The sequence below is a fragment of the Methylophaga thiooxydans DMS010 genome, assembly GCF_000156355.1.
Classification (GTDB): domain Bacteria; phylum Pseudomonadota; class Gammaproteobacteria; order Nitrosococcales; family Methylophagaceae; genus Methylophaga; species Methylophaga thiooxydans.
The window spans coordinates 149,027-173,409 of record NZ_GG657883.1; the positions used below are offsets into that span (position 1 = coordinate 149,027).

Here is a 24,383-nt window from a genome sequence, read left to right on the forward strand (position 1 = left end):
TCAGGGAACTGCATGACCGGTATCACGATCGATACGGTGAACTTTAACTTTGCCATTATTGTGCAAGACCTTGATACGAAAGATGACTTTATTATCACGACTTTCTTCATCGACAGAAAGAATTTTTCCATTGGTTTCGACCTTTGCTAATTCTGCTGCAGTATGTCGCGTCAATGGCAACTCTATTTCATTAATACTGTTACCTGGGGCATTCTCATACGGCGGCAGTTCATCAGCCTGCACCGGCACGCTCAAGCAAAGCGCAAGCAGCAGATAGCTATATTTCAACATCAGTCAACCTTAACATTAGTCTGCGTGTAGTTATAACAGTATCTGCTGTCAACGCAAGTTTCCATTCTGTTTAATCGATAAAGCATTATTTGGATAGCTCTGGTTTTATGGGGCCGAGATCACCATTTGCGCGAGCTTTAAGATAGCTATAAATCTGTTCACGACCTTGCATCACGGCAGCGTTAGATTGCCAAGCCGGCATGCTGCCAATCGAGCCGGCTTTGCCTTGAGCTACCGTCTTCATAAATTCATCTCGAGTAATATTGTTGAGGCTTTTTGCCAGGTCGGGTCCTGCTAAACCTTGTCCGTAGGTACCATGGCAACGTGCACACCAATTACGGTAAAGTTTGAAACCGTTGTAACTATCAGCATCAAGTTGGTTACCATTTTTGATGGTGTAGGGGCGTTCCTGCGATAAGGTTGGCAGGCTGGTCATAAGACCAGCCGCTAACAACAATAAGGATGTAGAAGTAATGCGGTTTAGTTTCATCACAACACCTGATCAGTAATAACGACGGTGACGAGGTTCGACATGAACATCAACGGGAATAAATTTTCCCGGGTGATGATCCATCACCGTAGTGTAGCGCTTGCCGTTATAACGGTAACTGACTTCGTAGGCATCAATACGCTGTTCACGATGCTGACGCTCTACCACTCTGCAGTGCTCTTCGTAACTTGTTTGATAGTTTCTGTTTTGGGCTTCCCAGTCTCGTCCCACTGAGCCCCCCAGTAATGTACCAGCTACGGCTAATGCCGTTTTACCTTTACCGCCACCAAATTGGCTACCAATGACGCCGCCAACAATGCCACCTGCAATTGTGCTGGTGTATGATTGATGATCACGTCGTGACCGTCTGGGTTCATCCCAGCACTCTTGTTGTGGCGTTGTGATGGTCACAGTGCGATAGATCGGTTCTACGTGAGTGACACGCGCCTTTTCAGTTGCTTGGTAATTACGATAGTCTCTATCATAGTGCCGGTCACCAGCCATGGCAGCGGAAGCTGCCAACATTAAGCTACTGAACACGGTTAAGGTTTTGATTGTGCTTGTCATGACAGCTCTCCTCTATAGTTAGCTGTTGTGTAGACATTAGCAAAGCAAAACTGAACCAATACTGAATGCTTGAAATCTTTTTTGATTATTTTAAAAAGTGTGAACTACCTCACATGGCTAAAAAGGCGGTCTGTGATTAACTGCTTGGCTGTGATGAAGTTCACAAATAAGGATCATTGTTTCGTGTTTAACCGGAGTTAAATTGAACACAGCCACTCGCATGAATAAGGAAGTCCGTGCCCTTGATGTTGATAACGTCAACATCATGCGTCTGAACATTTTGTTACAGCAGGGTGTGACAGCAATCATAGCTAATACTGTGATCAGCCTGATCACTGCAATAGCCCTGTATTCTGCTATGCCCGGCAACTTTATTGTGGGCTGGGCAGTGATGTCAGTTCTGATAAGTGGCATGCGTTTAATGCTTGTGGTGCGTTTAAAACGAAAACTTCAGCAAACAGTATCAAGCTCCTCTGCACAAATTTACGAAAACCTATATGCCTCATTTCTGATGGTTAGCGGTCTGATATGGGGAAGCCTAGGTTGGCTATTTGATAGCGGTAATACGTTAAATCAGCAAATGATTATTCCACTTGTCATTGGTGGCATGTCGGCCGGTGCTGTGTTTTCCCATTTGAGTAGTATGCGAAGCTTCAGTGCCTTTGTTATTCCGATGGTTCTACCTGTTTCAGCCGCTATATCTATGGCTGGGTTTCAACTTGAGTCACTCACAACATTGGTTTATCTATTTGCCGTGCTATTGCTAACAAAAACCCTTCACCAACGCCTGCTTGAAAGTCTTACTTTACGCCACGAGAATGCCAGTCTTGTTGCTCATCTGACCGATATTAATAAATCTCAATCGATTTTGTTACAGGAACTGCGAGAAAAAGAGGCCTTTCTCGTGCACACCTTTGAGCAAGCGGGTGTGCCGATGATCATAATGGACGAAGACTTTTTTATTCTTGATGTAAATAATGTGGCTTGCGAATTATTTGGTTATGATAAAAAAATACTAACGCACATAACGATGACTGACTTATTGCATCCGGATGATTCCTTTACGGTTAGTGCTCAGTATGAACGATTATTGGCCGGCGATATTAATCAATATACAACCACTAGCCGGTGTTTCAATAAAGCTGGCAATACTATTTGGTTACAAGCGACGTTATCTTCAGTTCGTAACGAAACCGGAGGCATTGAATATATTGTTGTGCAGGCACAAGATCGGACGCAGCAACACAAGCTACACGAAGACCTTAAACATCAATCCTCACATGACACGTTGACAGGTTTACCCAATCGCTCAAGTTTAGAGACCTATTTACAAAAAGTAGTGAATGACCGGCCTACAGAAGAGCATATTTTTTGTTTTATTGATTTAGACCAATTTAAAGTTATCAACGATACCTGTGGTCATATTGCCGGCGATACATTATTGAAACAAGTCAGTTCTCTGATCCAAAAATCATTGTATGAAGCAGATTTACTCGCACGCTTTGGTGGCGACGAATTTGCACTGCTGATGGTGGATTGTAGCCTACAGCAGGCACAGCAAAAACTGCATGAAATATTGCAAGAAATACGGCAACTGAAGTTCAGTTACGACGGCTACAGCTTTACGATGACTGCCAGTATTGGCCTCGTTGAAATAAATAAAACCAGTAGCTTAGTGGAATTACTCAAGCAGGCTGACAGTGCTTGTTATGCTGCAAAAGAAGCAGGTAGGGATCGCCTTCATCTCTTCAGTGATGATGATAGTCAACTAGCGCAACGTAGTGATGAAATGCGTTGGGTGAGTAGAATTCAATCAGCGTTGAGTCAGCAAAAGCTGGTGTTATATAGCCAGCCCATTCAGGCTGTCACAACAACACAGCATCACACCCACTGGGAGTTATTAATTCGGATGGTTGCTGATGATGGTTCAGTGATTTCGCCAGGTAAGTTTTTACCTGCAGCTGAACGTTATAATCTCGCTGCTGCTATTGATATGTGGACGATTGAGCATGTGGTGACACGCTTATCGCAAGCAGCGGCACGGGGGCAGGACATAACGGGTATTTACGCGATAAACCTTTCAGGTCAATCCTTGGGGGACGCCCGTTTTAACGAAAAAATTATTGCGTTGATTATGTCGGCTGAATTGATGCAAACAGGGGCTGTGATATGTTTCGAAATTACTGAAACAGCAGCCATTACCAATATTCAAACGGCAGTCGGGTTTATCGATAGATTACGTCAGGTTGGCTGTCTATTTGCTCTTGATGACTTCGGCAGTGGCTTGTCTTCATTTGCTTACCTCAAGCAGCTACCCGTCGATTATTTAAAAATTGATGGCATGTTTGTGCGTGATGCTGCTACCAATCATGTCAACATGGAAATTGTTAATTCAATTAATGGTATTGGGCAGGCTCTAGGTTTACAAACTGTGGCTGAATTTGTTGAAGATAAAGCGACATTAAAGGTTCTGCAACAACTTGGGGTAGATTACGTACAGGGCTATGAAATCGGCAAACCACAGCTTTGGCAGTTGTAATTAACAGTCTTGCCACTGCTTTTGCAAGCGTTTAGCTGATATCGGATAAGCCGTTTTTAACTCCTGAGCAAATATCGAGACTCTGAACTCTTCTAACATCCAGCGGTATACCCAAAACTCAGGGGTCTCAATTTTATTCACTTTTTGGGTAAATTTCTGCCAGTGCGGCATCACTTCGGCCATTCGTTGTTTATCTTTGGCCGGATCGGTAAGCAATTTATCCAGTCTGCTACCTGCCGCCTGGCAATAGACCGGTAAGCGTTTTAAGGCCTCATCTGGCGTATTGTGAACAAACCCCTGATAAATTAAATAACCTAATTGCTCACGAATATCATTAACGGCATGGATGGCGTTTAAAGGCATATTATTGCCAAGCCGTTTGGCGATAGCATGATATTCAGCAAGCGGTCCGGCGATACTTTGAGCCAGGTCAGCAGCAATTTTGATAAGGTCGCTACGTCTTTCATCTAAACGACGCTGGAAATCATCAGCTGTACGTATTGCCGGTTGCGCAATAAGGAAACAGCGATCAAACGCAACATGAATCAAATCTGTTTTCAGTTGTTCACAGGGTGTGTGCTGACTATTGTGTTTTGCCTCATAGGGTGATGGTGGCACATTGGCATAATGTAGACACATTTGCTTGAGGTTAGGCAGATTTTTGCTGAGGTACTTCACCGCATCAGCTTGTACCAGCATAAATAAACGACGTAGTCCTGAATGCGTCAGTTCTTTTGCTTGAGAAGCGGTGTCCATGAGGGTTAAATCTACACAATCACCTTTATCGACGAGAGTCGGGTAGGCAGTCATTTCCAGTCCATTCTGCTCAAGCGTGACCTGTTCAGGTAAATCATTAAACTGCCAGCTGGTCAGACCTTGCTGTTCATACTCGCTATCTGGAATTTGACGGAAACTGGCTGCCGCTTCGCGTGCCCAGTTTTCTTTTAAGGTCGCTAAATCGCGACTTTCGTCCAGTAATTTACCGTCATCATCGACCAACTTGAAGTTCATTTGCAGATAGAGAGGTAAATCATCCGTACGCCAGTCAGATGCATCGATTTCAACACCGCTCAGTTTTCTAAGACTTTCACTTAATGCGGGTAATAATGCACCAGACTCTGGTGAGAGTTGCTTAAGACATTGATCGGCATAATTTGGCACAGGGATAAAGTGGCGACGCAACGATTTTGGCAAGGCTTTGATTAGGAAAATAACTTTATCGCGCAGTAGTCCCGGTACTAACCAGTCATAACGTTCGGGACTGGTCTGGTTGAGTAGAGAAAGAGGAATAGTTTGGGTAATACCATCGTGCTGTTTACCCGGTTCGAAATGATATTCTAAGGGCAGGGGCACTCGGTTTATCAGCATCTGATCCGGGTAATAATCTGCTGTGACTTGCTCGGCATCATGTTGCATCAGTTGGTCACGGCTCAGAAACAAAAGATTAGGTGATTCCTTTTCAGCTTCTTTACGCCATTTTTCGAAACCGGCACCGTTGATAATATTGTGTGGGATGCGTTCACGATAAAACGTAAACAGAATATCTTCATCGACCAGTACATCACGGCGACGCGACTTTTGTTCCAACAGTTCAATATCTGCGATGAGTGTCTGATTTTGTTTGAAAAAGGGGGCCCGGCAGTGCCAATCACCATTGACGAGCGCTTCGCGAATAAAAATTTCATTGGAAAGCTCGGGATCAATCGGGCCATAGTGAACCCGTCTACGGGTGACAATAGGAAGGCCATACAATGATGCGGATTCAAATGCGACCACCTGAGCCGGTTTCTTTTCCCAGTGTGGGTCACTGTATTGACGTTTGATAAGGCTACCCGCCAAGGGTTCTATCCAAGTAGGATCGATCTTAGCCACAATACGGGCGTATAAGCGGCCGGTTTCTACCAGTTCTGCAGCCATTAGCCACTTCGGGCCTTTTTTGTGTAATGCAGAACCGGGGAAGATCTGTAATTTCAAATTACGGGCACCGGTGTACTCGTATTTATCACTTTTAAAGGCGATGTGACTTAACAAACCACATAATAATGCTTGATGAATAGCGTCGTAGCTGGCCTCTTGCTGATTGAATTTCAGCCCTAGTTCACCTAACTGAATATGTAGCTGTTGATGGATATCATGCCATTCACGTAAGCGTAAAAAAGACAGAAAGTTTTCTTTGCAATACTTTCTGAGCTTATTTTGGCTAAGATGTTTTTTCTTCTCGTGATAAAGGTTCCATAGCTTAATAAAACTAACAAAATCAGAGCGTTCGTCTTTATATTTAGAATGCGCCTCATCAGCAGCTTGCTGCTTATCCATCGGTCGTTCTCGTGGATCTTGAATACTCAGCGCGCTCGCAATGATCAATACTTCGGTCAGACTATGGTGATCGGCACCGGCTAACAGCATGCGAGCAATGCGGGGGTCAATCGGCAATTTAGCGAGCTGACGACCTGTTTCTGTAATACGGCGCTGCCGGTCTACCGCATTCAACTCATCCAATAAACGATAGCCATCGTTGATCATCTTTTGCGGTGGCGGGTTGATGAATGGAAATTTTGCCGGATCGCCCAGTTTTAATGCTGACATCTGCAATATCACTGAGCCAAGGTTGGTACGTAAAATTTCCGGATCAGTAAACGCCGGACGTGCCGTAAAGTCCTCTTCATCATAGAGGCGAATGCAAATACCTGCGGCAACACGACCGCAGCGACCAGCACGCTGATTAGCACTCGATTGTGAGATTTTCTCAATGGGCAGGCGCTGTACTTTATTACGCACACTGTAACGGCTTATCCGAGCGTTACCCGGGTCGACGACATAACGAATACCGGGAACGGTCAATGACGTCTCAGCCACGTTAGTCGCCAGTATAATGCGCCGCTGACCACCGGTTTTGAACACGCGGTTTTGTTCGCTGGCAGACTGCCTGGCAAATAAAGGTAGAATTTCAGTTTGCGGTGGATGATGTTTTCGCAGTGCTTCAGAAACATCACGGATATCGCGTTCACCGGCTAAGAAAATCAATACATCGCCAGGGCCTTCACGGCACAGTTCATCAACAGCCGCGACAATACCTTGCACCATATCGTAATCGGGGGAATCTTCATCCGGTGTTTGCAACGGGCGGTAACGGACATCAACCGGATAAGTTCGACCACTAACTTCGATAACGGGAGCGTTATCAAAATGTTTGGAAAATCGCTCGGTATCAATCGTTGCTGAGGTAATAATGACTTTCAGATCGGGACGTTTCGGTAATAATTGTTTGATATAACCCAGTAGAAAGTCGATATTGAGACTGCGTTCGTGCGCCTCGTCAATAATCAACGTGTCGTATTGATTTAGGAATTTGTCGTTTTGGGTTTCGGCGAGCAGAATGCCATCGGTCATCAACTTTACATAGCTTTGCTCAGCGTTGACCTGATCATGAAAACGCACCTTATAGCCGACCGTTTTACCAATTTCTGAACCTAGTTCTTCAGCAATTCTCGTCGCGACGGTACGCGCTGCAATACGCCTTGGTTGTGTGTGACCGATCAGACCGGTGACGCCCCGACCTAATTCAAGACAAATTTTAGGTAATTGTGTGGTTTTACCTGAGCCGGTTTCACCACACAGAATAATGACTTGGTTGTCCTGAATTGCCTTGGCAATTTCTTCACGCCGCTCAATAACGGGTAACTCTGCATTGAACGTTGGCTTGGGGATGTTTGCCAAACGGCGGGAAGCGCGATCAGCAGATGTTTGAATCTGACCCGCCAGCTTTTCCAACTGTGCATCCGTATGCTGTTGTTTTTGCAGTTGTTGCCAACGCCGTTGCAAACGATGCCTGTCTGTCAGCATGGTTGTTTGCAGTAGGGCGTTGATTTCTGGTGTCTGCTTGTTCACGGGCAATTAGGCAAAAGCCTTTATTCTACAGCGTCCATGCTAATGAGACAGTATATTTGAAGTCATTTTTATCAATGCCTTGCTCTGTTGCTGAATCATACTCATTTAAAAGCCCCACCTTGAGGGCAACGCCGGCATAGCTGTTTACGTCCAACAGCCAGTCAAATGAGGTGAGATTACGGTATTCAGTCGTATCCTTCAGGCTGGGGTAGAGCGTATTGGCGAATTTGATGCGTTGCTGGTCATTCATATCCCACTGCGACTCAATACCAACCAAACCTTCTGGTGTGAATTCTTCGCGTTCTCCTCCCAGGGTTTGATTAAAACCAAGACCGGTACGACCGAGTAAGAGAAAGCTCTCAGTATTGGAAAATTCATACCCCACACCCGCATTGCCATTTACGCGGTAATCCCAGTCTTTGAACTCATCCATATCAAAACGCCCCCCAGCAAATTGAAACCAGGGGGTGCTGGGGCGTAACCAGTCACGATTAACCGAGCTGTAAAAACTATGGTCGGATAATTCATCTTCTGATTTAGCTCTGAAATAGGCTGTGCGGTGAGCGATACGGGTATATTCACTTTCATAATCAGCGGTAAAGCCAAGATTTACTTGATGATTCTGTGATTTGCCAGCGCTACCCGCAATACCTAAATCAAAGCGACGTTCCCAACCGGTTAGTAGCCCGGTGCCAAACAGACCATTATCATCATGTGATTTTTCTGATTCTTTTTCTGTATGGGCTGGCGTTGTTTCAGCAGTAGCGACGACCTCATTTGCCTCATCATTAATACTGATTCTGCTAATTTTAGATTTACTTAACTGCATTTTTCCTAAAACAGGATGCACGATGCTGATATGACTATCGGTGTGTTTGATGAGATCTGCGGTGAGTTCATCACCGTTAGTTAATTCAATGGTCGAGGGTGCTGCTTGCAGCATGAGTGGCCAGACACATAAAGCAGATACAAGAATCTTAGTGAAAGACATAAAGGGATCCAAAAAAATTAACAGCCAAACAAAAACGGCAGCACTGAAAACAGTGCTGCCATTAGTCAAAATTAAGTAGCGATGTGGTGTTTAGCAACCGCTGTTATTGAGCTCTCCGTTGGGCATTGTGGTGTTGCAATAAAGTACACCGCGCATTTGAGCATTGTCGACACTCGCACCGGTTAGATCCGCATCGGTCAGATCAGCAAAAATTAACTGACTACCGTTGAGGTTTGCACCTTTGAGATTAGCGCCGTTGAGTAAAGCATAATCCATTAAGGAGTTTGACGCGTCAGCACCTTCAAGGTTTGCACCCTGCATTTTTGAGTGGGTAAACCAGACACCGACAAGCGTGGCTTGGCTAAGATTGATACCGTTTAAGATAGACTCGCTCATATCAGCACCACTAAAATCTTTGCCACTTAGATCGGCCTCACTCAAATTACAGTGATGACATTGGCGTGTTTCTAGTAAACGGTCGACATAAATTTGTTCAAATGCGGCAGCACTACCTGTGCAAATTAGTCCAGCTAATAGAAGGGCTTTTTTCATCATCGTCTCCTGCTTAGTCCTGTGCGGGCCAGTTACTATGGAAAAACTGTTGCTGTAATGGACGACGAGCGCGTTCTTTTAGTTCCCGTTCCATTTGTTCTTCAGTCAGGCTGTCAAGCGCTGCTGGATGACCGATTGCAATCATTGACCACATATGGATATCGTCAGGTATGGCGAAAGATTGATGCATTTTTTCCGCATCAAAGCCACCCATTTGATGGCTCATTAACCCCATCGCTGTGGCTTGCAAACACAAACTGATACTCGCCGCACCGGTGTCATAACCCGACCAACGGTTTGCCTTGTCGTTTTGTGAAAAGGTTGGCACAGAAGCAGCTAAAATTAAAATAGGTGCGTTTTGTGCCCACTCCTGGTTGCCGGGAGCCAGGGCATCGAATGCTTTTTGCCAAGCAGCTTCATCACGAAACTTGTTGCAGATAAGATAACGCCACGGTGCATCACCAAAACAAGACGGTGCCCATCGAGCGGCTTCTAATAAGGCAGTAACTTGTTCATCCGTTACCGGAACCGTGGCGTCATAAGCCCGACCACTCCAGCGTTCTGCTAGCACTTTTTCAATAGGCTGTTCAGTATCTGCAGGTTTTTGAATCATAAATTACCTTGGAAGTTGAATAGATGGCTCTTTGGCTGGGCGGTAAAAACCACCGATATGACCGATCACTTGAACCAGATCTGCGCCCGTTTTGTTTGAAATTTCATCTAACATGGCTTTACGATCTGCGCGTTCCTGACCACTAACTCGCACTTTAATCAGTTCGTGATGTTCCAGCGCATTATCAATTTCACTCAGAACGGCGTCGGTTAAACCACTGTTTCCAATCATCACAACGGGTTTGAGTGTGTGTGCCAATCCTCTCAGATAGCGCTTTTGTTTGTCAGTCACTGCCATAAAAATGCTCTTGTATATTAAAATACAAGATTATATCAGGAACGGAATATGGCTAAACAATACAAGTTCACCGTGACGGCTGCCAGAGGCATGTTGCCGTTACTTGCTGATGAGCTGAAACAGCTCGGCATTAAAAACAGTAAACAAGAAGCGGGCAATATTCGTTTTACCGGTGAGCTGGAAGACGCCTATAAAGTCTGCTTGTGGTCACGAGTGGCGATACGGGTATTGATGCCGATAGCCCATCTGAATGCCGAAACCCCCGAGCAGTTATATGACGGTGTTAAAGCCTTGGCCTGGGAAGAGCATATTAACGCCGAAGACAGCACCTTGGCTGTCGATTTCAACAGTTTTCGTTCCAAAATCAAACATAGCCAATATGGCGCACAGAAAGTCAAAGATGCGATTGTCGACCGTTTCCGTGAGCAAACCGGTTTACGTCCCTCTGTTGATTTATTTCAGCCAGACTTACGCATCAATGTTTATGTAAAACATAATCAAGCCATTGTCAGCATTGATTTGTCAGGTGAAAGCCTGCACAAGCGTGGTTATCGTACGCACAACACAGCAGCGCCACTGAAAGAAAATCTTGCTGCGGCGATCTTGCTAAAAGCCGAATGGCCGAGACTCGCCAAACAAGGTTGGGCATTAGTTGATCCGATGTGTGGCTCAGGTACGTTTCTTATCGAAGCGGCGATGATTGCCGCCGATATTGCGCCCGGCATCGCACGCGATTATTTTGGCTTTAGTTTCTGGAAGCAACATGACCGTGAATGCTGGAAGCGACTCAAAGCGGATGCCGAACGCCGCCGTCAGGCAGGTCTTGCACGCTTACCCGTAATGCTGGGTGGTGATAATGATTCTAAAGCCGTTTTAGCGGCCAGAGAAAACATTGCTGAAGCTGGCTTGGCTGAACGTATTCAGGTTCATGAAAGAAGCCTGCTTGACTGGCCTTCAGTGAGTCGAGACTTACCCAATGTAGGCTTAATGGTGTGTAACCCGCCTTATGGTGAACGGATAGGCCAGCGTGATGAGTTACATCATTTGTATGAGAGTTTGGGAAATGTCATTCATGAGTTTTTGCCAGGCTGGCGAACAGCGTTGATTACCGATAACGCTCAGCTTGGTAAGTTCACCGGGTTAACGATGTTTGACACGGTGCCGTTTGATAACGGGCCCATTCCTTGTGATGTGCTGTTTTATCGTGCGCCTAAACCAGTCCGTTCGACGGAAATGTTACATGCCTCTTCATTAACCGATGAGGATTCAGAAGCGGTTGCCGATGCGACTAAAGTAACAATTACTGAGCAGGGCAGAATGTTTGCAAACCGCTTGATGAAAAATATCAAACATCTGGCAAAGTGGGCGCGTAAAAATGAACTGTCTTGTTATCGTGTTTACGATGCTGACTTGCCTGATTATGCTTTTGCGATTGATCTATATGGCGAATACGTGCACGTTCAAGAATATGCGCCGCCCAAGCAGATCGACCCACAAAAAGCGGTTGAGCGTCTTAAAGAAGCGATGCAACTGATCCCGGAAGTGCTCGATTTACCATCAAATCAAGTGGTGCTGAAAGTACGTCAGAAACAGCGCGGGACTCAACAGTACGAAGTACAGTCCTCGCATAATCAGCGCTTTGAAGTGGCAGAAAATGGTTTGAAGTTTTGGGTTAACTTAACGGATTATTTAGACACAGGTTTGTTTCTTGACCACCGTGATACTCGCCAGTTGTTGTTGCAAAAGGCAGCCGGTAAAGACTTTCTAAACTTATTTTCGTATACCGGATCTGCCACCGTTTATGCTGCCGCAGGGCAGGCAAAATCAACGACCAGTGTGGATATGTCAAATACCTATCTGGCGTGGGCGCAGGACAATATGCGTTTAAATCAGCTCAATGGTGAACAGCATCATTTTGTTCGTGCTAATTGTCTGGAATGGTTACAAGCAGCACAACAAGAACAACAACGGTTTGGTTTGATTTTTCTGGATCCACCAACGTTTTCAAACTCTAGTCGAATGGAAGGCGTGTTTGATATTCAGCGTGATCATGTCTCGCTATTAAAAATGACGAGTCATTTATTAACTGATGATGGGTGTTTAATTTTTTCAACTAACCGACGTGATTTTAAACTGGCTGTTGATGAATTGAGCGATCTGGACATTTCAGATATTACTCAAAGCACATTGCCAAAAGATTTTGAGCGTAATAACAAAATTCATTATTGCTGGATGATTCGACGAGCTGCGTAGCGAATAAAAACTATTAGCGTGACATCTTTCTGACATGTTTGTGCTGTAAATTGCTGGCGTATTAGCTATCTATGGAGTACAGCCTTGTCTACATCAGCACAATACGTCGAACAGTTTGAAAGTTTAGATGATTGGAAAAAATTCGGCCCGGATTTGGGAAACGAATATTTCCCTAAGTTCAATATCCCGACGCAAACCTATCATCAATGGTTAAAAGAAAACCCGCAAGGTGTCATCGGCAACGTGGTGACAAACTAAAAATCTGATAGCGTGGCTTTTATATCCTGCCATAAAGACGCATATGCCTTGCTGACATGTGCGTTTCTATCAAATGCCGGGAGTGGCGCCTGATGATCGCCCATCCTCTCCACCACAGCGGCATAGGGAATGGGGGTCGGTAATCCATTTTTGAGCATTTTAGGTGGGTGTGCCAACATCAAGCGATGTAAACTTCTTCGCCTATCCACCATCGTAAAGAAGGCGTGTAAGCGTTTAGGTTTCAGCTTGTTTTTCTTGAAAAAATCTCGGGTCTGCTCGAAGGTACGCAATGATAAGTGGGTCGGAATCAAAGGCAGGTATAACGCGTCAGCCGTATCGAAAATTTGTTCACTGAGTAAAGAAAAGCTCGGCGGACAATCCAAAATGATCAGCGCATAGTTTTCACTGAAAGGTTCAATCAGCTTCGCAATTAAATTACGTTGCCCTTGTTCACTTTGCAGTTGTAATTGCTGTTCGAGATCACGAATAGAAAAATCCGCTGGAATAATATCCAAGTGCTGATAATTGGTAGGTTTGACCAGATTCCCGATGGGTGTTTTCCCGTTCAGAATTTTCTTGGGCTGAGCTTTCGATTTGGCTTTACTGTCTAACAACCAGCTTGCAGCACCTTGTGGGTCAAGATCCCAGAGCAGGGTAGGTATCCCTTCATTGGCAGCATGCCACGCGATATTGACCGCCGATGTCGTTTTACCTACACCACCTTTGAGATTAAAAAATGCAATTGTTTCCATTGGGGTTAGTAGGTCTTTGCCATTAGCTCTAACAAGGTTGTCTGCGCTGAGATAACGTCTTCATTGTCAGGGCGAGTCGTTCGCGTGTAGCGTCCATCTTCATTGAGTAGCCATGCCTGCGTATTGTCAGACAAATAGACATTCAGATCGTCGATTATACGCTCACGTAGTTTTTTTGACTCAATCGGGAAGCAGGTCTCAACGCGACGCAGTAGGTTGCGTTTCATTAAGTCAGCACTACCAGCCCAGACTTCAGGTGAACCATCGTTTTCAAAGAAGAAGACGCGAGTATGCTCCAGAAAACGGCCAATAATACTGCGTACTTTAATGTTCTCTGACAGTCCTTTAACCCCGGGTTTCAGACAGCAAATGCCGCGTACAATCAAATCAACTTTTACACCAGCCATCGATGCCCGGTAAAACGCTTGAATAATTTCCTGCTCAACAAGCGCATTGACTTTGACGATGATATGGGCCGGTTTACCGGCTTCTGCATGCTCAATTTCGCGAGCGATTTTGTTCAACAAACCTTCGTGTAAGGTGAACGGGGCATGAAGCAACTTATGCATTTGCGGAATTTTGCCCAAGCTAGTGAGCTGAATGAACAAGTTGTTTACATCTTCACCAATTTGCTTGTCCGATGTAAGCAATCCGTAGTCTGTGTATATTCGTGATGTGCTGCGGTGATAATTACCTGTGCCAAGGTGAGCATAGCGACGTAGCTTGCCATTTTCACGACGCAATACCAGCATCATTTTGGCATGTGTTTTATAACCCACAATGCCATACACAACATGGGCACCGGCTTCTTGCAAACGTGCCGCCAAAGCCACATTGGCTTCCTCATCAAAACGCGCGCGCAGCTCAATGACAACAGTGACTTCTTTACCCGCTTGCGCAGCCGAAACCAGTGCATCGACTATCGGAGATTTGGCACCGGTGCGATACAAGGTTTGTTTGATTGCCAATACACTGGTATCCGTCGCGGCCTGTTTGAGTAACTCGATGATGGGCGTGAATGACTGGTATGGATGATGGAGCAACATATCCTGTTTGCGAAGTGCAGCAAAGATATCTGTATCTGTACTCAAACCGGCAGGACGACCTTGAGAAAACGGTTTGAATTTGAGATCGGGTCTATCCACGAGCGAACTGACTGCCTGGATTCGGCTCAGATTGACTGGACCGTTTACAAGATAAACATTATCGCTTTCCATCGCACATTCATTGCGCAGGAATTCCACCATATCTTCGGGGCAGTTATGTGCAATTTCTAACCTAACTTCGTCGCCGTAGTTGCGCAGCGTCAACTCATCGGCAATGGTGGCCAGAAGATCACTGGTTTCTTCAGTATCAATCGCCAGATCACTGTTACGGGTTACCCGGAACTGATAACAGCCTTTCACCTTCATGCCAAAAAATAAATCTTCCGCAAAGGCATGGATAATGGATGACAGGAACACAAATTTGTATTCGCCTTCATTACAGACGTCTTCTGGCAATTGAATTACGCGTGGTAGAGCACGTGGTGCTTGCAAAATGGCATAGCCTCGATCACGACCAAATGCGTCCTTACCGACCAGTGACACGATGAAATTCAAACTCTTATTGAGCAGACGGGGGAAGGGGTGTGCTGAATCTAATCCCATCGGGCTTAATATTGGCAGGATTTCCTCACGGAAATACTTCTTAAGCCACTTATTGTGTTCATCAGTCCATTGTGAGCGAGGCAAAATCTGAATTGCTTCCTGCTCTAGCTCCGGCAGTAACACTTCATTCAATATTTTGTATTGTTCTTCTACCAGCTCATGGGCACGCTGATTAATCAGCTTGAGGCATTCTTGAGCGGTGATTTGATCGGCTTCAAGGTAAGGATCACCAATTTCGATTTGTTGAATCAGGCCAGCGACGCGGACTTCAAAAAACTCATCCAAGTTGGTGCTAGAAATGCAAAGGTAATTCAGACGTTCTAGAAGCGGGACATTGGTATCCAGTGCCTGTTGTAAAACCCGCCAATTGAACTCGAGCAGGCCGAGTTCGCGGTTGATATAGAGCGCAGGGTTATTCAGATCGACGGTGACTTCTTGTTTCATGATTCCTTTGTGCCTGGTTAAAAAGCATTTTGTCTATTATAGACGCCTATTGTGACATCGTGATGACTGTTACCAGCGGTATTTGCCATACATTTCTGGGTTTGCCCAGAAACGGCTGTTCAACCATTCGCGTTTGGGCTGGTAATTTTCGATGGCGTAGCTAAACACCTGCAGGCCATCGTCGCTACCGGCGATATGTTTAAAGCCCATTGCTAAATAATCAACAAATTGCCAGCCTTTTTGTTGCGCAAGCTCTGGGTGACTAATCAAAATGACATGGGGTGCGTAGCGATTTTTAATCATTCCCAGCCATTGTTGCGCCGCTGCTTTATCGAGTGATTCGGTCAAATGACTGACAAGGGCGAGATCTATCGGAGATACTTCTAACAGTTGCTGCTGGCTAAACGGTGTCGTCAAATGCTGCAATCTAGTATCATTATCGGTTTGCAGGCAAGCCGCTGCTGTCTCACCGGCAGTCAATATTGATTTCGGGTTGAACTGACTGACGAACGGCGCTAACAGGCTGGATAAGGCATATGAATCTGTCATGACTAATCAGGATAAAACATCTGTTGAGTTCTGGAAACACAAACGACTAAGCCAGATGACCCACGAAGAGTGGGAAAGTCTCTGCGATGGCTGTGCACGATGCTGTCTTCACAAGCTGGAAGATGACGATGACGGCCGTATGTACTACACCAAAGCGGCGTGTTCATTGCTCGATATCGGTTCTTGTCGCTGTAAAGATTACGACAATCGTCAAAGTCTGGTTCCAGATTGTATTCAACTTAGCATTGATAATGCGCATTATTTCGATTGGTTGCCATCGACATGCGCTTATCGTTTATTAGCTGAAGGCGAGCCATTACCCGATTGGCATCCACTGATAACCGGCGATCCTGACAGTGTTCATAAAGCGGGTATTTCGGTCAGAGATATTGCTCAGCCAGAAGATGACATTGATGATTTGACCGAGGCGGTGATTGGTCTGAGCCACGAACCCGATCCTGATGCATGAGACCTGAAGAAAGTCGGGATTTCACAGCACGTTTAGAGCAAGCCGCATTGCTGCTATTAGACTATGAAATTTATCGGAAACCGGATGATTTAGCACGGCGTTTTGGTCTGCCCGTGCCTGTTGTTCGTTACTGGTGGCGGCATACCGATCAGGAAACGCATCCTGTTGATCAAAGTCAGTTATCACCGCGCGAAGTAAAAGTTATTCGAAAAGCCTCACAAACACTGGAAGGCTGGGAAAAGATAAAACGCTATCGACCAGAATGTGGCGCCAGACTGCCAGGGGGCAAACGCTGCAAACGTTCTGTTGCTATCAGACCACCCGAAGCATGGGGACTTGGCGCTTTAGCCGATCGTTGTCGTTTACATGGCGGACTGTCGAAGCGAGTCAGGAAAAAAACCAACAATGATGACGATGTGATGTAATCTAAGACTCACGTTGAATCAATCATAGAGGTGTTCGTACCAAATGATAAGGAATGCGGAAGTTCTTAAAAATCTCGCTAATTTGTGTCACGCCACTGAAACCGGCACGTTTTTCATTACCACCACTGATAACAAAGCGTGTCACATTATTATCGAGAATGGACGTATTACCGCTTTATCCTTCGGCAGAGAGCGAGGCGAACAAGTCGTTTCTGAATTACCGTTTATGAAAATTGAACGGTTTTCCTTTAAACAGCAGGTAAAAATGCCGCTGAGCAGTCGAGCCTATATAGATGATTCGCAGAATATTCTGGAACAACTTGGTTTACATCTGAACCATAACGATTTGGGCGCAGAAAGCCGCAAGCGTGTTTATCGTGGCGTTGAGATTGAAGATAAAAAAGTCATGCCAACCATGAAAAAACCCGCTGCTGAACCAGTCAAGAAAAAGCCACCAAGAATGTACCGGGGACGTGTGCTCGAAGACTAAGCGCATCGAACCTAATTAATAAAAGCGGTATCATACCGCTCATTTCTCATACTGATAGCGACTTTACATGGCTATACCAACAACAGAATTTAATCAGGGCCTATGTGCCTTCATCGATAATTCGCCCACGCCATACCATGCGGTGGCATCGATGAAACAGGCGTTGCAGAAAGAGGGCTTTATCCAGCTACACGAAGGTGAAAGTTGGGGACAGCTAACCCCCGGCCGTTATTATGTCACCCGCAATGATTCATCTATCGTGGCATTTTATTTGGCAGAAGGTGATTTGGCTTCTCAAGGTTTGAATATGGTCGGGGCGCATACTGACAGCCCTTGTCTGAAAGTAAAACCACAACCTGAAAGAGTACAGAAAACGCTTTTACAGTTGGGTGTTGAAGTCTATGGAGGCGCCTTACTTAATCCATGGTTTGACCGTGATTTATCGATGGCGGGGCGAGTAAGTTACCAAACTGAATCACAGCAGATTAAACACGTCTTGGTTGATTTTGAACAAGCTGTTGCCGTGATTCCTAGTTTAGCTATTCACCTAGATAGAGACGTTAATCAAAGTCGCAGTGTTAACCCGCAACAGCATTTACCGCCTATTTTGACTCAGCTCGATGAAGGTGAAACGCTTGATTTCAGAGCCTTACTCGAGCAGCAGTGTCGAACACAGCATCCTGAGCTCAATATTGGCAAAGTGTTGGATTATGAAATCTGCTTTTACGACACGCAAAAGGCCGCTGTCACGGGGCTATCCGGTGATTTTATCAGTGCTGCCAGACTGGATAATTTGCTGAGTTGTTATGTCGGTTTGCAATCACTGTTAAAGGCTGACGGCAAACGCTCTGCTCTGTTAGTGTGCAATGATCATGAAGAAGTCGGCAGTCAATCCAGCAGCGGTGCGCAGGGCAATTTCCTGCAATCTGTTTTGCAACGATTGTCGTATAACTCAGAAAACTATCAGCGCATGATGGATCATTCGATGATGATCTCCGCTGATAATGCGCATGCCGTGCACCCTAATTATGCTGATCGGCATGATGCTGAACATGGGCCACTGCTGAATAAAGGGCCGGTTATCAAAACCAATGCCAATCAACGCTATGCCACAAGCAGTGAGACAAGTGCTGTATTTCGTCAACTATGCGAAATAAATGATGTGCCTGTGCAGGACTTTGTCGTTCGTACAGATATGGCATGTGGCAGTACGATTGGGCCGATCACCGCTTCAAATATTGGTGTGCGTACCTTAGATATTGGTGTCCCTACCTTTGCCATGCATTCGATTCGCGAATTGGCAGGGAGTCGCGATGCTGCGATGCTACACACCGTTTTAACTGCATTTTTTAATCAAAACTCTCACTAAAGGACATTACATTTTATGGCTGAAACAGTTGATGAATTAACCGTTGAATATCACGAAGGCGAGCAAATGACCGTTAAGGAGCTCGACAAAGTTGTGCTGACAAAAGGCGCATGGGCAACGGTGATGTTTCGTTATCAAGATTTGGATCGTAAAACGGGTGATTTTGGTGCTGATAAATACACCATTCGTCGTTATCAGAAGCGTAATGGTGAATACAATCAACGCTCTAAATTTAATATTTCCAGTCGTGACCAAGCGTCACAAATCATTGCTGCATTGACTAAATGGACCGATGAATAAAAGCCTCATAACCAATGTGGTGGCCACGGGACTGGTCGCCACTGGCTTACTGCTTGAGCCACCATTTAAAGAAGCAGTGTTAAATACCGGTTTGTTTGCCTTAGCGGGCGGAGTCACTAACTGGTTGGCCATTCATATGTTGTTTGAAAAAGTGCCGGGCTTGTATGGCTCTGGTGTGATTTCGGCACGCTTTAATGATTTTAAAGCGGGCATAGAGCAACTGGTGATGGATCAGTTTTTCAGCAAAGATAATGTGGATCGCTTCATGGCTGAAATGGTCGCTGATAATGCCAAGCGCCGGTTAGATTTTACTGATGTCATTGAGCACACCGATCTGGAGCCCGCATACCATAGCTTGGTGACGACCATTATGGAGTCGTCGTTTGGCAGTATGCTATCGATGTTTGGTGGTCAATCGGCTTTAGAACCGTTGAAACAGCCTTTTATCGATAAGATGAAAGTGTCTTTGAACGATATGGCACACAGTGACTCTTTTCAGGCCAGCGTTAAAGATAAATTAAGCAGCGTCTCTGTGTTTGATGATATTCATCAGCAAATCGAACATATTGTGCAATCGCGTTTAAATGAACTTACCCCGCAGATGGTGAAGCAAATAATCCAGACCATGATTCGTCAACATCTGGGCTGGCTTGTAGTCTGGGGCGGCGTGTTTGGTGGTCTGATTGGTCTTGCGACCAGCTTTATTCCACTCTGATGTCAGCATCCTGCCCGTTATGCCAGCATTCGGCAGCGGTGTTTTATCAATTTAAGGCTCGTCTCTATCATCAGTGTGGCTTTTGTCAGGCTGTGTTTATGGATAAGGGCTTGTGGCCAGACAGAAGCACAGAAGAAAAACGTTATTTAGAACACTTGAATGATGTTGAGGATGGTCGGTTTCAACACTTTGTCTCGCCAATCACGCGGCGCGTTACTAAGGATTTCATGCAACATCACAAAGGCTTAGACTTTGGTGCCGGTCACGCGCCAGTGATTAGTCATGTGTTGCGGCAAGCAGGCTTTGCTATTACGCCTTACGATCCTTTATTTTTCGATGATGCTACCTTACTAAATCAACAATATGACTACATTTGCAGTTGTGAGGTGATTGAACATTTCCACCAGCCAGCTGAAAGCTTTGCTTTGTTAAATCAGTTATTAAAAGCGAATGGGCAATTGTTGTGCATGACGGAGTTGTATCATGAGGGAATTGATTTTCACCGCTGGAATTATAAAAACGATCCGACACATGTATTTATGTATCACCGTAACACATTGAGCTATATTGCTGATAAATATGGGTTTAAAAAGCCAGATATAGATGGGAGACTGGTGGTGTTCAGCCACTAAACCCTGAAAACTGTTTGACGATATCGTCACGTAGTTTGGCTGGCAGGGTAAAAGTGATGGTGACTTTATCAGTGAATTGCTGATCAATAATTTGTCCACGCACTTGCTTCAATTGATATTCCAGCATTTGTAATTGCGGATAATCAATTTCTAATGTGACCTCAGCCATTTCAACCCAGGGAATAATGGTTGCCGCAGCCATCGCCTCTTTTGCCGCTGTGGCATAAGCTCGGGTCAAACCACCCGTGCCGAGTTTAATGCCCCCGAAATAGCGCACCACGCCCACCACTGTATTGATCAATGATTCACCTTCAAGCGGTGCCAGAATAGGGCGGCCTGCTGTACCAGAGGGCTCACCCGCATCATGAAATCGCTCAGTAATAAAACCTTCTGGTTGCCTGATGCGCCAAGCGAAAGCCAGATGATTTGCATTGGGATGTTGGCGCGCTAATAAGCCGAGTTGATGTAACGCCTCTTGCTCGTTATTACAGGGCATGATGGCACCAATAAAGCGAGATTTTTTGATTTCATACTCAGCCTGAACTGATGTGGTGATAGTGAATAATTCGGACGCCATTGTTGCTAGCTATAGGAAAAAGACATGTAACAATTTAACATATCGCACCATAGCAGGTGTTTATCACCCAGCAGAGGATGAGAAGATGAAAGCCATTACAGTAGAACATCAAGCAGAGCAGGCACGTCTTACCGACCTTGGCGTTTATGCATGGCCTATCTGGGAAAAAGGGCAATCAGAATTTCCGTGGCATTACGATGAGACAGAAACAGCCTATATTTTAGATGGCGAAGTCGTCGTGACATCAGCTGATGGGCAGGAAATTGTTCATCTCAAAGCGGGTGATCTCGTCACCTTTGCAGCAGGCTTGTCCTGCCGCTGGGAGATCAAACAAGATTTACGTAAACATTACCAATTTGGTTAACAATCGGGGAATATTTTGTCAGACAGTGAGTTTGTAGTCGGCCAACGATGGGTCAGTAATAGCGAAGCCGAACTAGGTTTGGGGATCATCAAACAATTAAGTGGTCGCCAAATAGAAGTGTTTTTTCCAGCAACCGAGGAAACCCGGTTTTACGCGGCGAATAATGCCCCGTTAAGCCGTGTGATCTATTCAGTTGGTGAACAAGTCAAAACTCGAGAGCAGCAAAGCTTTACCATTTCCACCGTTCAGGAATTCAATGGTAATTATATTTATCAGGGTGATAGCAGTGATGGTGACGCTATCAGTATTCATGAAATGGATCTGGACAGCCGCGTTCACTTTAACAAACCCCAGGATCGGCTTTTTGCCGGTCAGGTTGATAAAAACAGTAAGTTTGAATTACGTGCAAAAACCCTGGCACACCAACACAGTTTGCTGAGTTCGTCTGTCTATGGTCTGTTGGGTGGTCGCGTACAGTTCTTACCACATCAGCTCTACATCGCGCGCAATGTAACGCAACGTTTTGCCCCTCGGGTATTGTTGGCTGATGAAGTGGGCTTGGGTAAGACCATTGAAGCGGGTTTGATTCTACATCGCCAAGTATTAACCGGACAGGTGAGAAGAGCATTGATTGTGGTGCCTGATGCGTTATTGCATCAATGGCTGGTAGAAATGCTCAGACGGTTCAACCTGCGTTTTACTCTGATTGATAAAGATCGTCATGAGGCGTTGACCGAACAGGATGAAGGCAATCCTTTTGATAGTGCTCAACTGGTGCTATGTGGCCTGTCGGAGCTTATTGCACACCCGGATATGCAGGCCGATGTGACCGCTGCCGACTGGGATATGATGATTGTCGATGAGGCACACCATCTTTACTGGCAGGAAGGGAACGTTAGTGACGAATACGCCCTGATTGAAACACTCGCTGCCCAAATACCGAGCCTGCTGCTATTAACGGCAACGCCAGAACAATTAGGTATTGATAGCCATTTTGCACGTCTGCGTTTGTTAGATCCGGATCGTTTCCATGATTTGGCAGCATTTAAACAGCAGGAAGAAGCCTATCAACCCGTTAGTGAACTCATTGACTTGCTCGATGCTGATACAGCGTTAGAACAGGTACAAAAACCCGCAACTCAAAAGCAGCTTGCTGAGTATCTCGATGCCGATTTACTAGCGCAATTGCTTGTTGAGGACACATTCCTAGATGCCAGTCAGATAGCCATCAGACAGTTGTTGGATAGGCATGGCACTGGCCGAGTGTTATTCAGAAATACCCGTGATGTGGTTGCCGGTTTCCCCGAGCGTGTATTGCACCCTTATCCTTTGACCTTGCCAGAAGCTTTACAAACCTCTGACGAACCCGTTTTGCTGCCTGAAAACTTATTAGGTGATGCTTGGTTGCAAACTGATGAACGGGTGCAGTGGTTAGTTGATTTCTTAAAAGCACATCGTCAGGACAAAGTGCTGATTATTTGCGCCCAGGCCGATACCGCGATGGACTTGGAAACCCTGTTGCGGCTCCACCATGGCGTGCGCAGTGCGGTATTCCATGAAGATATGAGTCTGGTGAACCGTGATCGCGCTGCTGCTTTCTTTGCCGAAGAGGAAGAGGGCGCCCAATGCTTAGTCTGTTCTGAAATTGGTAGTGAAGGCCGTAACTTCCAGTTTTGCCATCAACTGGTGTTGTTTGATTTACCGAACAATCCAGACTTGCTGGAGCAACGTATTGGTCGATTAGATCGTATTGGGCAGCACCATGCTGTCAATATTCACGTACCTTTTTATGAAAAAAGTGCTCAGCAAGTATTGTTCAACTGGTATCACCAGGGCATGAACGCATTTGAACGTGTGTTTGCTGCGGGTCAAGTTGTGTCAGCCCAAACCGATGTTTTATTACAGCGGTGTTTGCAAGACAGTAATGATAAAAAAGCACAGTCAGAATTAATTGAAAGTACTCAAGAGATTGTGGCGACAACGCTGGCAGCGATGCAATCAGGTAGAAACCGCTTGCTGGAACGTAACTCGTTCGACAAACAGGATGCCGGATTAATCGTTGCAGAACTGGAAGATGCCACGCGAGCGTTAGAGTTAGCTGACTATATGGATGATGTCTTCGATGCATTTGGTGTCGATCAACAAACACATAGTGCTGACAGCATCATCGTTGAACCGGGCTCTCATATGTTGTTTGAGCAGTTTCCCGCTTTACCGGAGGATGGTTTAACAGCGACTTACCAGCGACATCGGGCGTTGAGTCGTGAAGATATGGCATTTCTGAGTTGGGAACACCCAATGGTCACCGGTGCGATGGATCTTGTCATCAGTAGTGACTTAGGGAACAGCGCTTTCTGTACGCTTGAAACCAGTGCGTTTAACGCCGGTACTTTGTTATTAGAAGCCTTGTTTGTGGTTAATTGTGTGTCGGGAAGACAATTACAGACGAACCGTTTCATCACAGACAGTCATCTTCGATTAGTGATTGACGAACGTGGCAGACAACATCAGGAGAGTGTGCCTGATCGTGAGTTTAATAAACTAGCGGGTCGTATACCACGCGCAACGGCGCAAGAGTTGATTCGCCATGCCAGAGGTCAAATCTCCGGGCTGATCGAACACGCTGAGAAAGCGGTAGTGGCACCACAAGAACGGATTCGCCAGCAAGCCTTAGATGCGATGCATGCAGAGTTAGAAGCAGAACAACAACGACTGCAAGCATTGGCAGAGGTGAACCCAACTATTCGCCAGCAAGAAATTGATTTTCTGGCGCAACGTCGGGCACAACTGGCAGATAGTATACAATCAGCAGAGTTGAGGCTGGATGCCGTCAGGGTCGCGATTGTGACCGAACCATCATAAAGTGGGATAGTCTGGGTTGATGTAAAACGCAAACTGCTTGGAGCGCA

At 45.6% G+C, this 24,383-nt stretch carries 24 protein-coding genes; 12 read left to right on the forward strand and 12 right to left on the reverse strand.

The features are described from left to right. The 3 genes from MDMS009_RS00965 to MDMS009_RS00975 all read right to left on the reverse strand — a co-directional run bounded on the left by MDMS009_RS00965 (position 1) and on the right by MDMS009_RS00975 (position 1,348). Positions 1-291, reverse strand: a complete 291-nt coding sequence (locus MDMS009_RS00965; protein WP_036313402.1) for a PepSY domain-containing protein — start codon at positions 289-291, stop codon at positions 1-3. Positions 292-376: 85 nt separating this feature from the next. After that, positions 377-781: a c-type cytochrome gene (locus tag MDMS009_RS00970; protein WP_008290014.1), complete on the reverse strand. Its 405-nt coding sequence runs from the start codon at positions 779-781 to the stop codon at positions 377-379. A gap of 12 nt (positions 782-793) precedes the next feature. Continuing rightward, on the reverse strand, positions 794-1,348 hold the full coding sequence (locus MDMS009_RS00975) for a glycine zipper 2TM domain-containing protein (protein ID WP_008289977.1): 555 nt from the start codon (positions 1,346-1,348) through the stop codon (positions 794-796). Positions 1,349-1,550: 202 nt separating this feature from the next. On the opposite strand from MDMS009_RS00975, the gene MDMS009_RS00980 reads away from it, so the two are divergent. Further along, complete coding sequence (locus MDMS009_RS00980; protein ID WP_154646935.1) at positions 1,551-3,887, forward strand: EAL domain-containing protein; 2,337 nt, start codon at positions 1,551-1,553, stop codon at positions 3,885-3,887. Here the strand turns inward: MDMS009_RS00980 and hrpA are convergent, their stop codons facing one another. The 5 genes from hrpA to yhbY all read right to left on the reverse strand — a co-directional run bounded on the left by hrpA (position 3,888) and on the right by yhbY (position 10,228). Then, entirely contained in the window at positions 3,888-7,781 is a 3,894-nt protein-coding gene (hrpA, locus tag MDMS009_RS00985) for an ATP-dependent RNA helicase HrpA (RefSeq protein ID WP_008289946.1), read from the reverse strand. Between the two features lie 19 nt (positions 7,782-7,800). Further along, positions 7,801-8,766, reverse strand: a complete 966-nt coding sequence (locus tag MDMS009_RS00990) for a DUF481 domain-containing protein (RefSeq protein ID WP_043887699.1) — start codon at positions 8,764-8,766, stop codon at positions 7,801-7,803. A gap of 90 nt (positions 8,767-8,856) precedes the next feature. Next, positions 8,857-9,321 carry a pentapeptide repeat-containing protein gene (locus tag MDMS009_RS00995; RefSeq protein ID WP_008289932.1) on the reverse strand — a complete coding sequence of 155 codons (465 nt, stop codon included), beginning with the start codon at positions 9,319-9,321 and terminating at the stop codon, positions 8,857-8,859. Positions 9,322-9,331: 10 nt separating this feature from the next. Beyond that, on the reverse strand, positions 9,332-9,931 hold the full coding sequence (locus MDMS009_RS01000) for a nitroreductase family protein (RefSeq protein ID WP_008290023.1): 600 nt from the start codon (positions 9,929-9,931) through the stop codon (positions 9,332-9,334). A gap of 3 nt (positions 9,932-9,934) precedes the next feature. Beyond that, the gene (gene yhbY / locus MDMS009_RS01005) at positions 9,935-10,228 is read right to left on the reverse strand and encodes a ribosome assembly RNA-binding protein YhbY (protein ID WP_008290092.1); all 294 of its coding nucleotides are present in this window, start codon (positions 10,226-10,228) and stop codon (positions 9,935-9,937) included. A 48-nt stretch (positions 10,229-10,276) separates the two neighbouring features. Between yhbY and rlmKL the strand changes: the two genes are divergently transcribed. Both rlmKL and MDMS009_RS16190 read left to right on the forward strand, forming a co-directional pair. Next, entirely contained in the window at positions 10,277-12,481 is a 2,205-nt protein-coding gene (gene rlmKL, locus MDMS009_RS01010; RefSeq protein WP_008289934.1) for a bifunctional 23S rRNA (guanine(2069)-N(7))-methyltransferase RlmK/23S rRNA (guanine(2445)-N(2))-methyltransferase RlmL, read from the forward strand. An 84-nt stretch (positions 12,482-12,565) separates the two neighbouring features. Further along, entirely contained in the window at positions 12,566-12,739 is a 174-nt protein-coding gene (locus MDMS009_RS16190; RefSeq protein ID WP_154646936.1) for a hypothetical protein, read from the forward strand. On the opposite strand, the gene MDMS009_RS01015 is transcribed toward MDMS009_RS16190, so the two are convergent. From MDMS009_RS01015 to MDMS009_RS01025, 3 genes are all read right to left on the reverse strand, one after another. Then, the gene (locus tag MDMS009_RS01015; protein WP_008290052.1) at positions 12,736-13,491 is read right to left on the reverse strand and encodes a ParA family protein; all 756 of its coding nucleotides are present in this window, start codon (positions 13,489-13,491) and stop codon (positions 12,736-12,738) included. The genes MDMS009_RS16190 and MDMS009_RS01015 overlap by 4 nt on opposite strands. Before the next feature lie 5 nt (positions 13,492-13,496). Beyond that, positions 13,497-15,584 carry a polyphosphate kinase 1 gene (gene ppk1, locus MDMS009_RS01020; protein ID WP_008289973.1) on the reverse strand — a complete coding sequence of 696 codons (2,088 nt, stop codon included), beginning with the start codon at positions 15,582-15,584 and terminating at the stop codon, positions 13,497-13,499. 69 nt (positions 15,585-15,653) lie between these two features. Then, positions 15,654-16,133 (reverse strand): DUF6231 family protein, encoded by a 480-nt coding sequence (locus MDMS009_RS01025; RefSeq protein ID WP_036313385.1) that lies wholly within the window; start codon positions 16,131-16,133, stop codon positions 15,654-15,656. Between MDMS009_RS01025 and MDMS009_RS01030 the strand changes: the two genes are divergently transcribed. The 7 genes from MDMS009_RS01030 to MDMS009_RS01060 all read left to right on the forward strand — a co-directional run bounded on the left by MDMS009_RS01030 (position 16,132) and on the right by MDMS009_RS01060 (position 20,533). Continuing rightward, entirely contained in the window at positions 16,132-16,602 is a 471-nt protein-coding gene (locus MDMS009_RS01030; RefSeq protein WP_008289994.1) for a YcgN family cysteine cluster protein, read from the forward strand. The genes MDMS009_RS01025 and MDMS009_RS01030 overlap by 2 nt on opposite strands. After that, entirely contained in the window at positions 16,599-17,027 is a 429-nt protein-coding gene (locus MDMS009_RS01035; protein WP_008289942.1) for a hypothetical protein, read from the forward strand. The genes MDMS009_RS01030 and MDMS009_RS01035 overlap by 4 nt, the downstream gene beginning before the upstream one ends. A 43-nt stretch (positions 17,028-17,070) precedes the next feature. Continuing rightward, positions 17,071-17,517, forward strand: a complete 447-nt coding sequence (locus tag MDMS009_RS01040; RefSeq protein WP_008289882.1) for a hypothetical protein — start codon at positions 17,071-17,073, stop codon at positions 17,515-17,517. A 67-nt stretch (positions 17,518-17,584) separates the two neighbouring features. Continuing rightward, positions 17,585-18,886 (forward strand): M18 family aminopeptidase, encoded by a 1,302-nt coding sequence (locus MDMS009_RS01045; RefSeq protein ID WP_043887701.1) that lies wholly within the window; start codon positions 17,585-17,587, stop codon positions 18,884-18,886. Between the two features lie 15 nt (positions 18,887-18,901). Next, the gene (locus tag MDMS009_RS01050; RefSeq protein ID WP_008289919.1) at positions 18,902-19,186 is read left to right on the forward strand and encodes a hypothetical protein; all 285 of its coding nucleotides are present in this window, start codon (positions 18,902-18,904) and stop codon (positions 19,184-19,186) included. Beyond that, a complete protein-coding gene (locus MDMS009_RS01055) occupies positions 19,179-19,901 on the forward strand; it encodes a DUF445 family protein (protein ID WP_008289901.1) in 723 nt (240 codons plus the stop codon). Before MDMS009_RS01050 ends, MDMS009_RS01055 begins: the two co-directional genes overlap by 8 nt. Then, positions 19,901-20,533: a class I SAM-dependent methyltransferase gene (locus tag MDMS009_RS01060; RefSeq protein ID WP_008290009.1), complete on the forward strand. Its 633-nt coding sequence runs from the start codon at positions 19,901-19,903 to the stop codon at positions 20,531-20,533. Before MDMS009_RS01055 ends, MDMS009_RS01060 begins: the two co-directional genes overlap by 1 nt. On the opposite strand, the gene MDMS009_RS01065 is transcribed toward MDMS009_RS01060, so the two are convergent. Further along, positions 20,523-21,110, reverse strand: coding sequence for an IMPACT family protein (locus tag MDMS009_RS01065; protein ID WP_008289954.1), 588 nt, complete (start codon positions 21,108-21,110; stop codon positions 20,523-20,525). The genes MDMS009_RS01060 and MDMS009_RS01065 overlap by 11 nt on opposite strands. 85 nt (positions 21,111-21,195) lie before the next feature. Here MDMS009_RS01065 and MDMS009_RS01070 point away from each other — a divergent pair, with 85 nt between their 5' ends. Together MDMS009_RS01070 and rapA are read left to right on the forward strand one after the other, a co-directional pair. Further along, a complete protein-coding gene (locus MDMS009_RS01070; RefSeq protein WP_008290109.1) occupies positions 21,196-21,474 on the forward strand; it encodes a cupin domain-containing protein in 279 nt (92 codons plus the stop codon). A gap of 15 nt (positions 21,475-21,489) precedes the next feature. Beyond that, entirely contained in the window at positions 21,490-24,336 is a 2,847-nt protein-coding gene (rapA, locus tag MDMS009_RS01075) for an RNA polymerase-associated protein RapA (protein ID WP_008289841.1), read from the forward strand. Positions 24,337-24,383 lie beyond the last annotated feature (47 nt).

Coding starts and splice junctions, on each gene's coding strand:
- MDMS009_RS00965 (WP_036313402.1), bottom strand. CDS start 291: ATGTTGAAATATAGCTATCTGCTGCTTGCGCTTTGCTTGAGCGTGCCG.
- MDMS009_RS00970 (WP_008290014.1), bottom strand. CDS start 781: ATGAAACTAAACCGCATTACTTCTACATCCTTATTGTTGTTAGCGGCT.
- MDMS009_RS00975 (WP_008289977.1), bottom strand. CDS start 1,348: ATGACAAGCACAATCAAAACCTTAACCGTGTTCAGTAGCTTAATGTTG.
- MDMS009_RS00990 (WP_043887699.1), bottom strand. CDS start 8,766: ATGTCTTTCACTAAGATTCTTGTATCTGCTTTATGTGTCTGGCCACTC.
- MDMS009_RS00995 (WP_008289932.1), bottom strand. CDS start 9,321: ATGATGAAAAAAGCCCTTCTATTAGCTGGACTAATTTGCACAGGTAGT.
- MDMS009_RS01000 (WP_008290023.1), bottom strand. CDS start 9,931: ATGATTCAAAAACCTGCAGATACTGAACAGCCTATTGAAAAAGTGCTA.
- yhbY (WP_008290092.1), bottom strand. CDS start 10,228: ATGGCAGTGACTGACAAACAAAAGCGCTATCTGAGAGGATTGGCACAC.
- rlmKL (WP_008289934.1), top strand. CDS start 10,277: ATGGCTAAACAATACAAGTTCACCGTGACGGCTGCCAGAGGCATGTTG.
- MDMS009_RS01015 (WP_008290052.1), bottom strand. CDS start 13,491: ATGGAAACAATTGCATTTTTTAATCTCAAAGGTGGTGTAGGTAAAACG.
- ppk1 (WP_008289973.1), bottom strand. CDS start 15,584: ATGAAACAAGAAGTCACCGTCGATCTGAATAACCCTGCGCTCTATATC.
- MDMS009_RS01030 (WP_008289994.1), top strand. CDS start 16,132: ATGACTAATCAGGATAAAACATCTGTTGAGTTCTGGAAACACAAACGA.
- MDMS009_RS01025 (WP_036313385.1), bottom strand. CDS start 16,133: ATGACAGATTCATATGCCTTATCCAGCCTGTTAGCGCCGTTCGTCAGT.
- MDMS009_RS01035 (WP_008289942.1), top strand. CDS start 16,599: ATGAGACCTGAAGAAAGTCGGGATTTCACAGCACGTTTAGAGCAAGCC.
- MDMS009_RS01040 (WP_008289882.1), top strand. CDS start 17,071: ATGATAAGGAATGCGGAAGTTCTTAAAAATCTCGCTAATTTGTGTCAC.
- MDMS009_RS01045 (WP_043887701.1), top strand. CDS start 17,585: ATGGCTATACCAACAACAGAATTTAATCAGGGCCTATGTGCCTTCATC.
- MDMS009_RS01050 (WP_008289919.1), top strand. CDS start 18,902: ATGGCTGAAACAGTTGATGAATTAACCGTTGAATATCACGAAGGCGAG.
- MDMS009_RS01055 (WP_008289901.1), top strand. CDS start 19,179: ATGAATAAAAGCCTCATAACCAATGTGGTGGCCACGGGACTGGTCGCC.
- MDMS009_RS01060 (WP_008290009.1), top strand. CDS start 19,901: ATGTCAGCATCCTGCCCGTTATGCCAGCATTCGGCAGCGGTGTTTTAT.
- MDMS009_RS01065 (WP_008289954.1), bottom strand. CDS start 21,110: ATGGCGTCCGAATTATTCACTATCACCACATCAGTTCAGGCTGAGTAT.
- MDMS009_RS01070 (WP_008290109.1), top strand. CDS start 21,196: ATGAAAGCCATTACAGTAGAACATCAAGCAGAGCAGGCACGTCTTACC.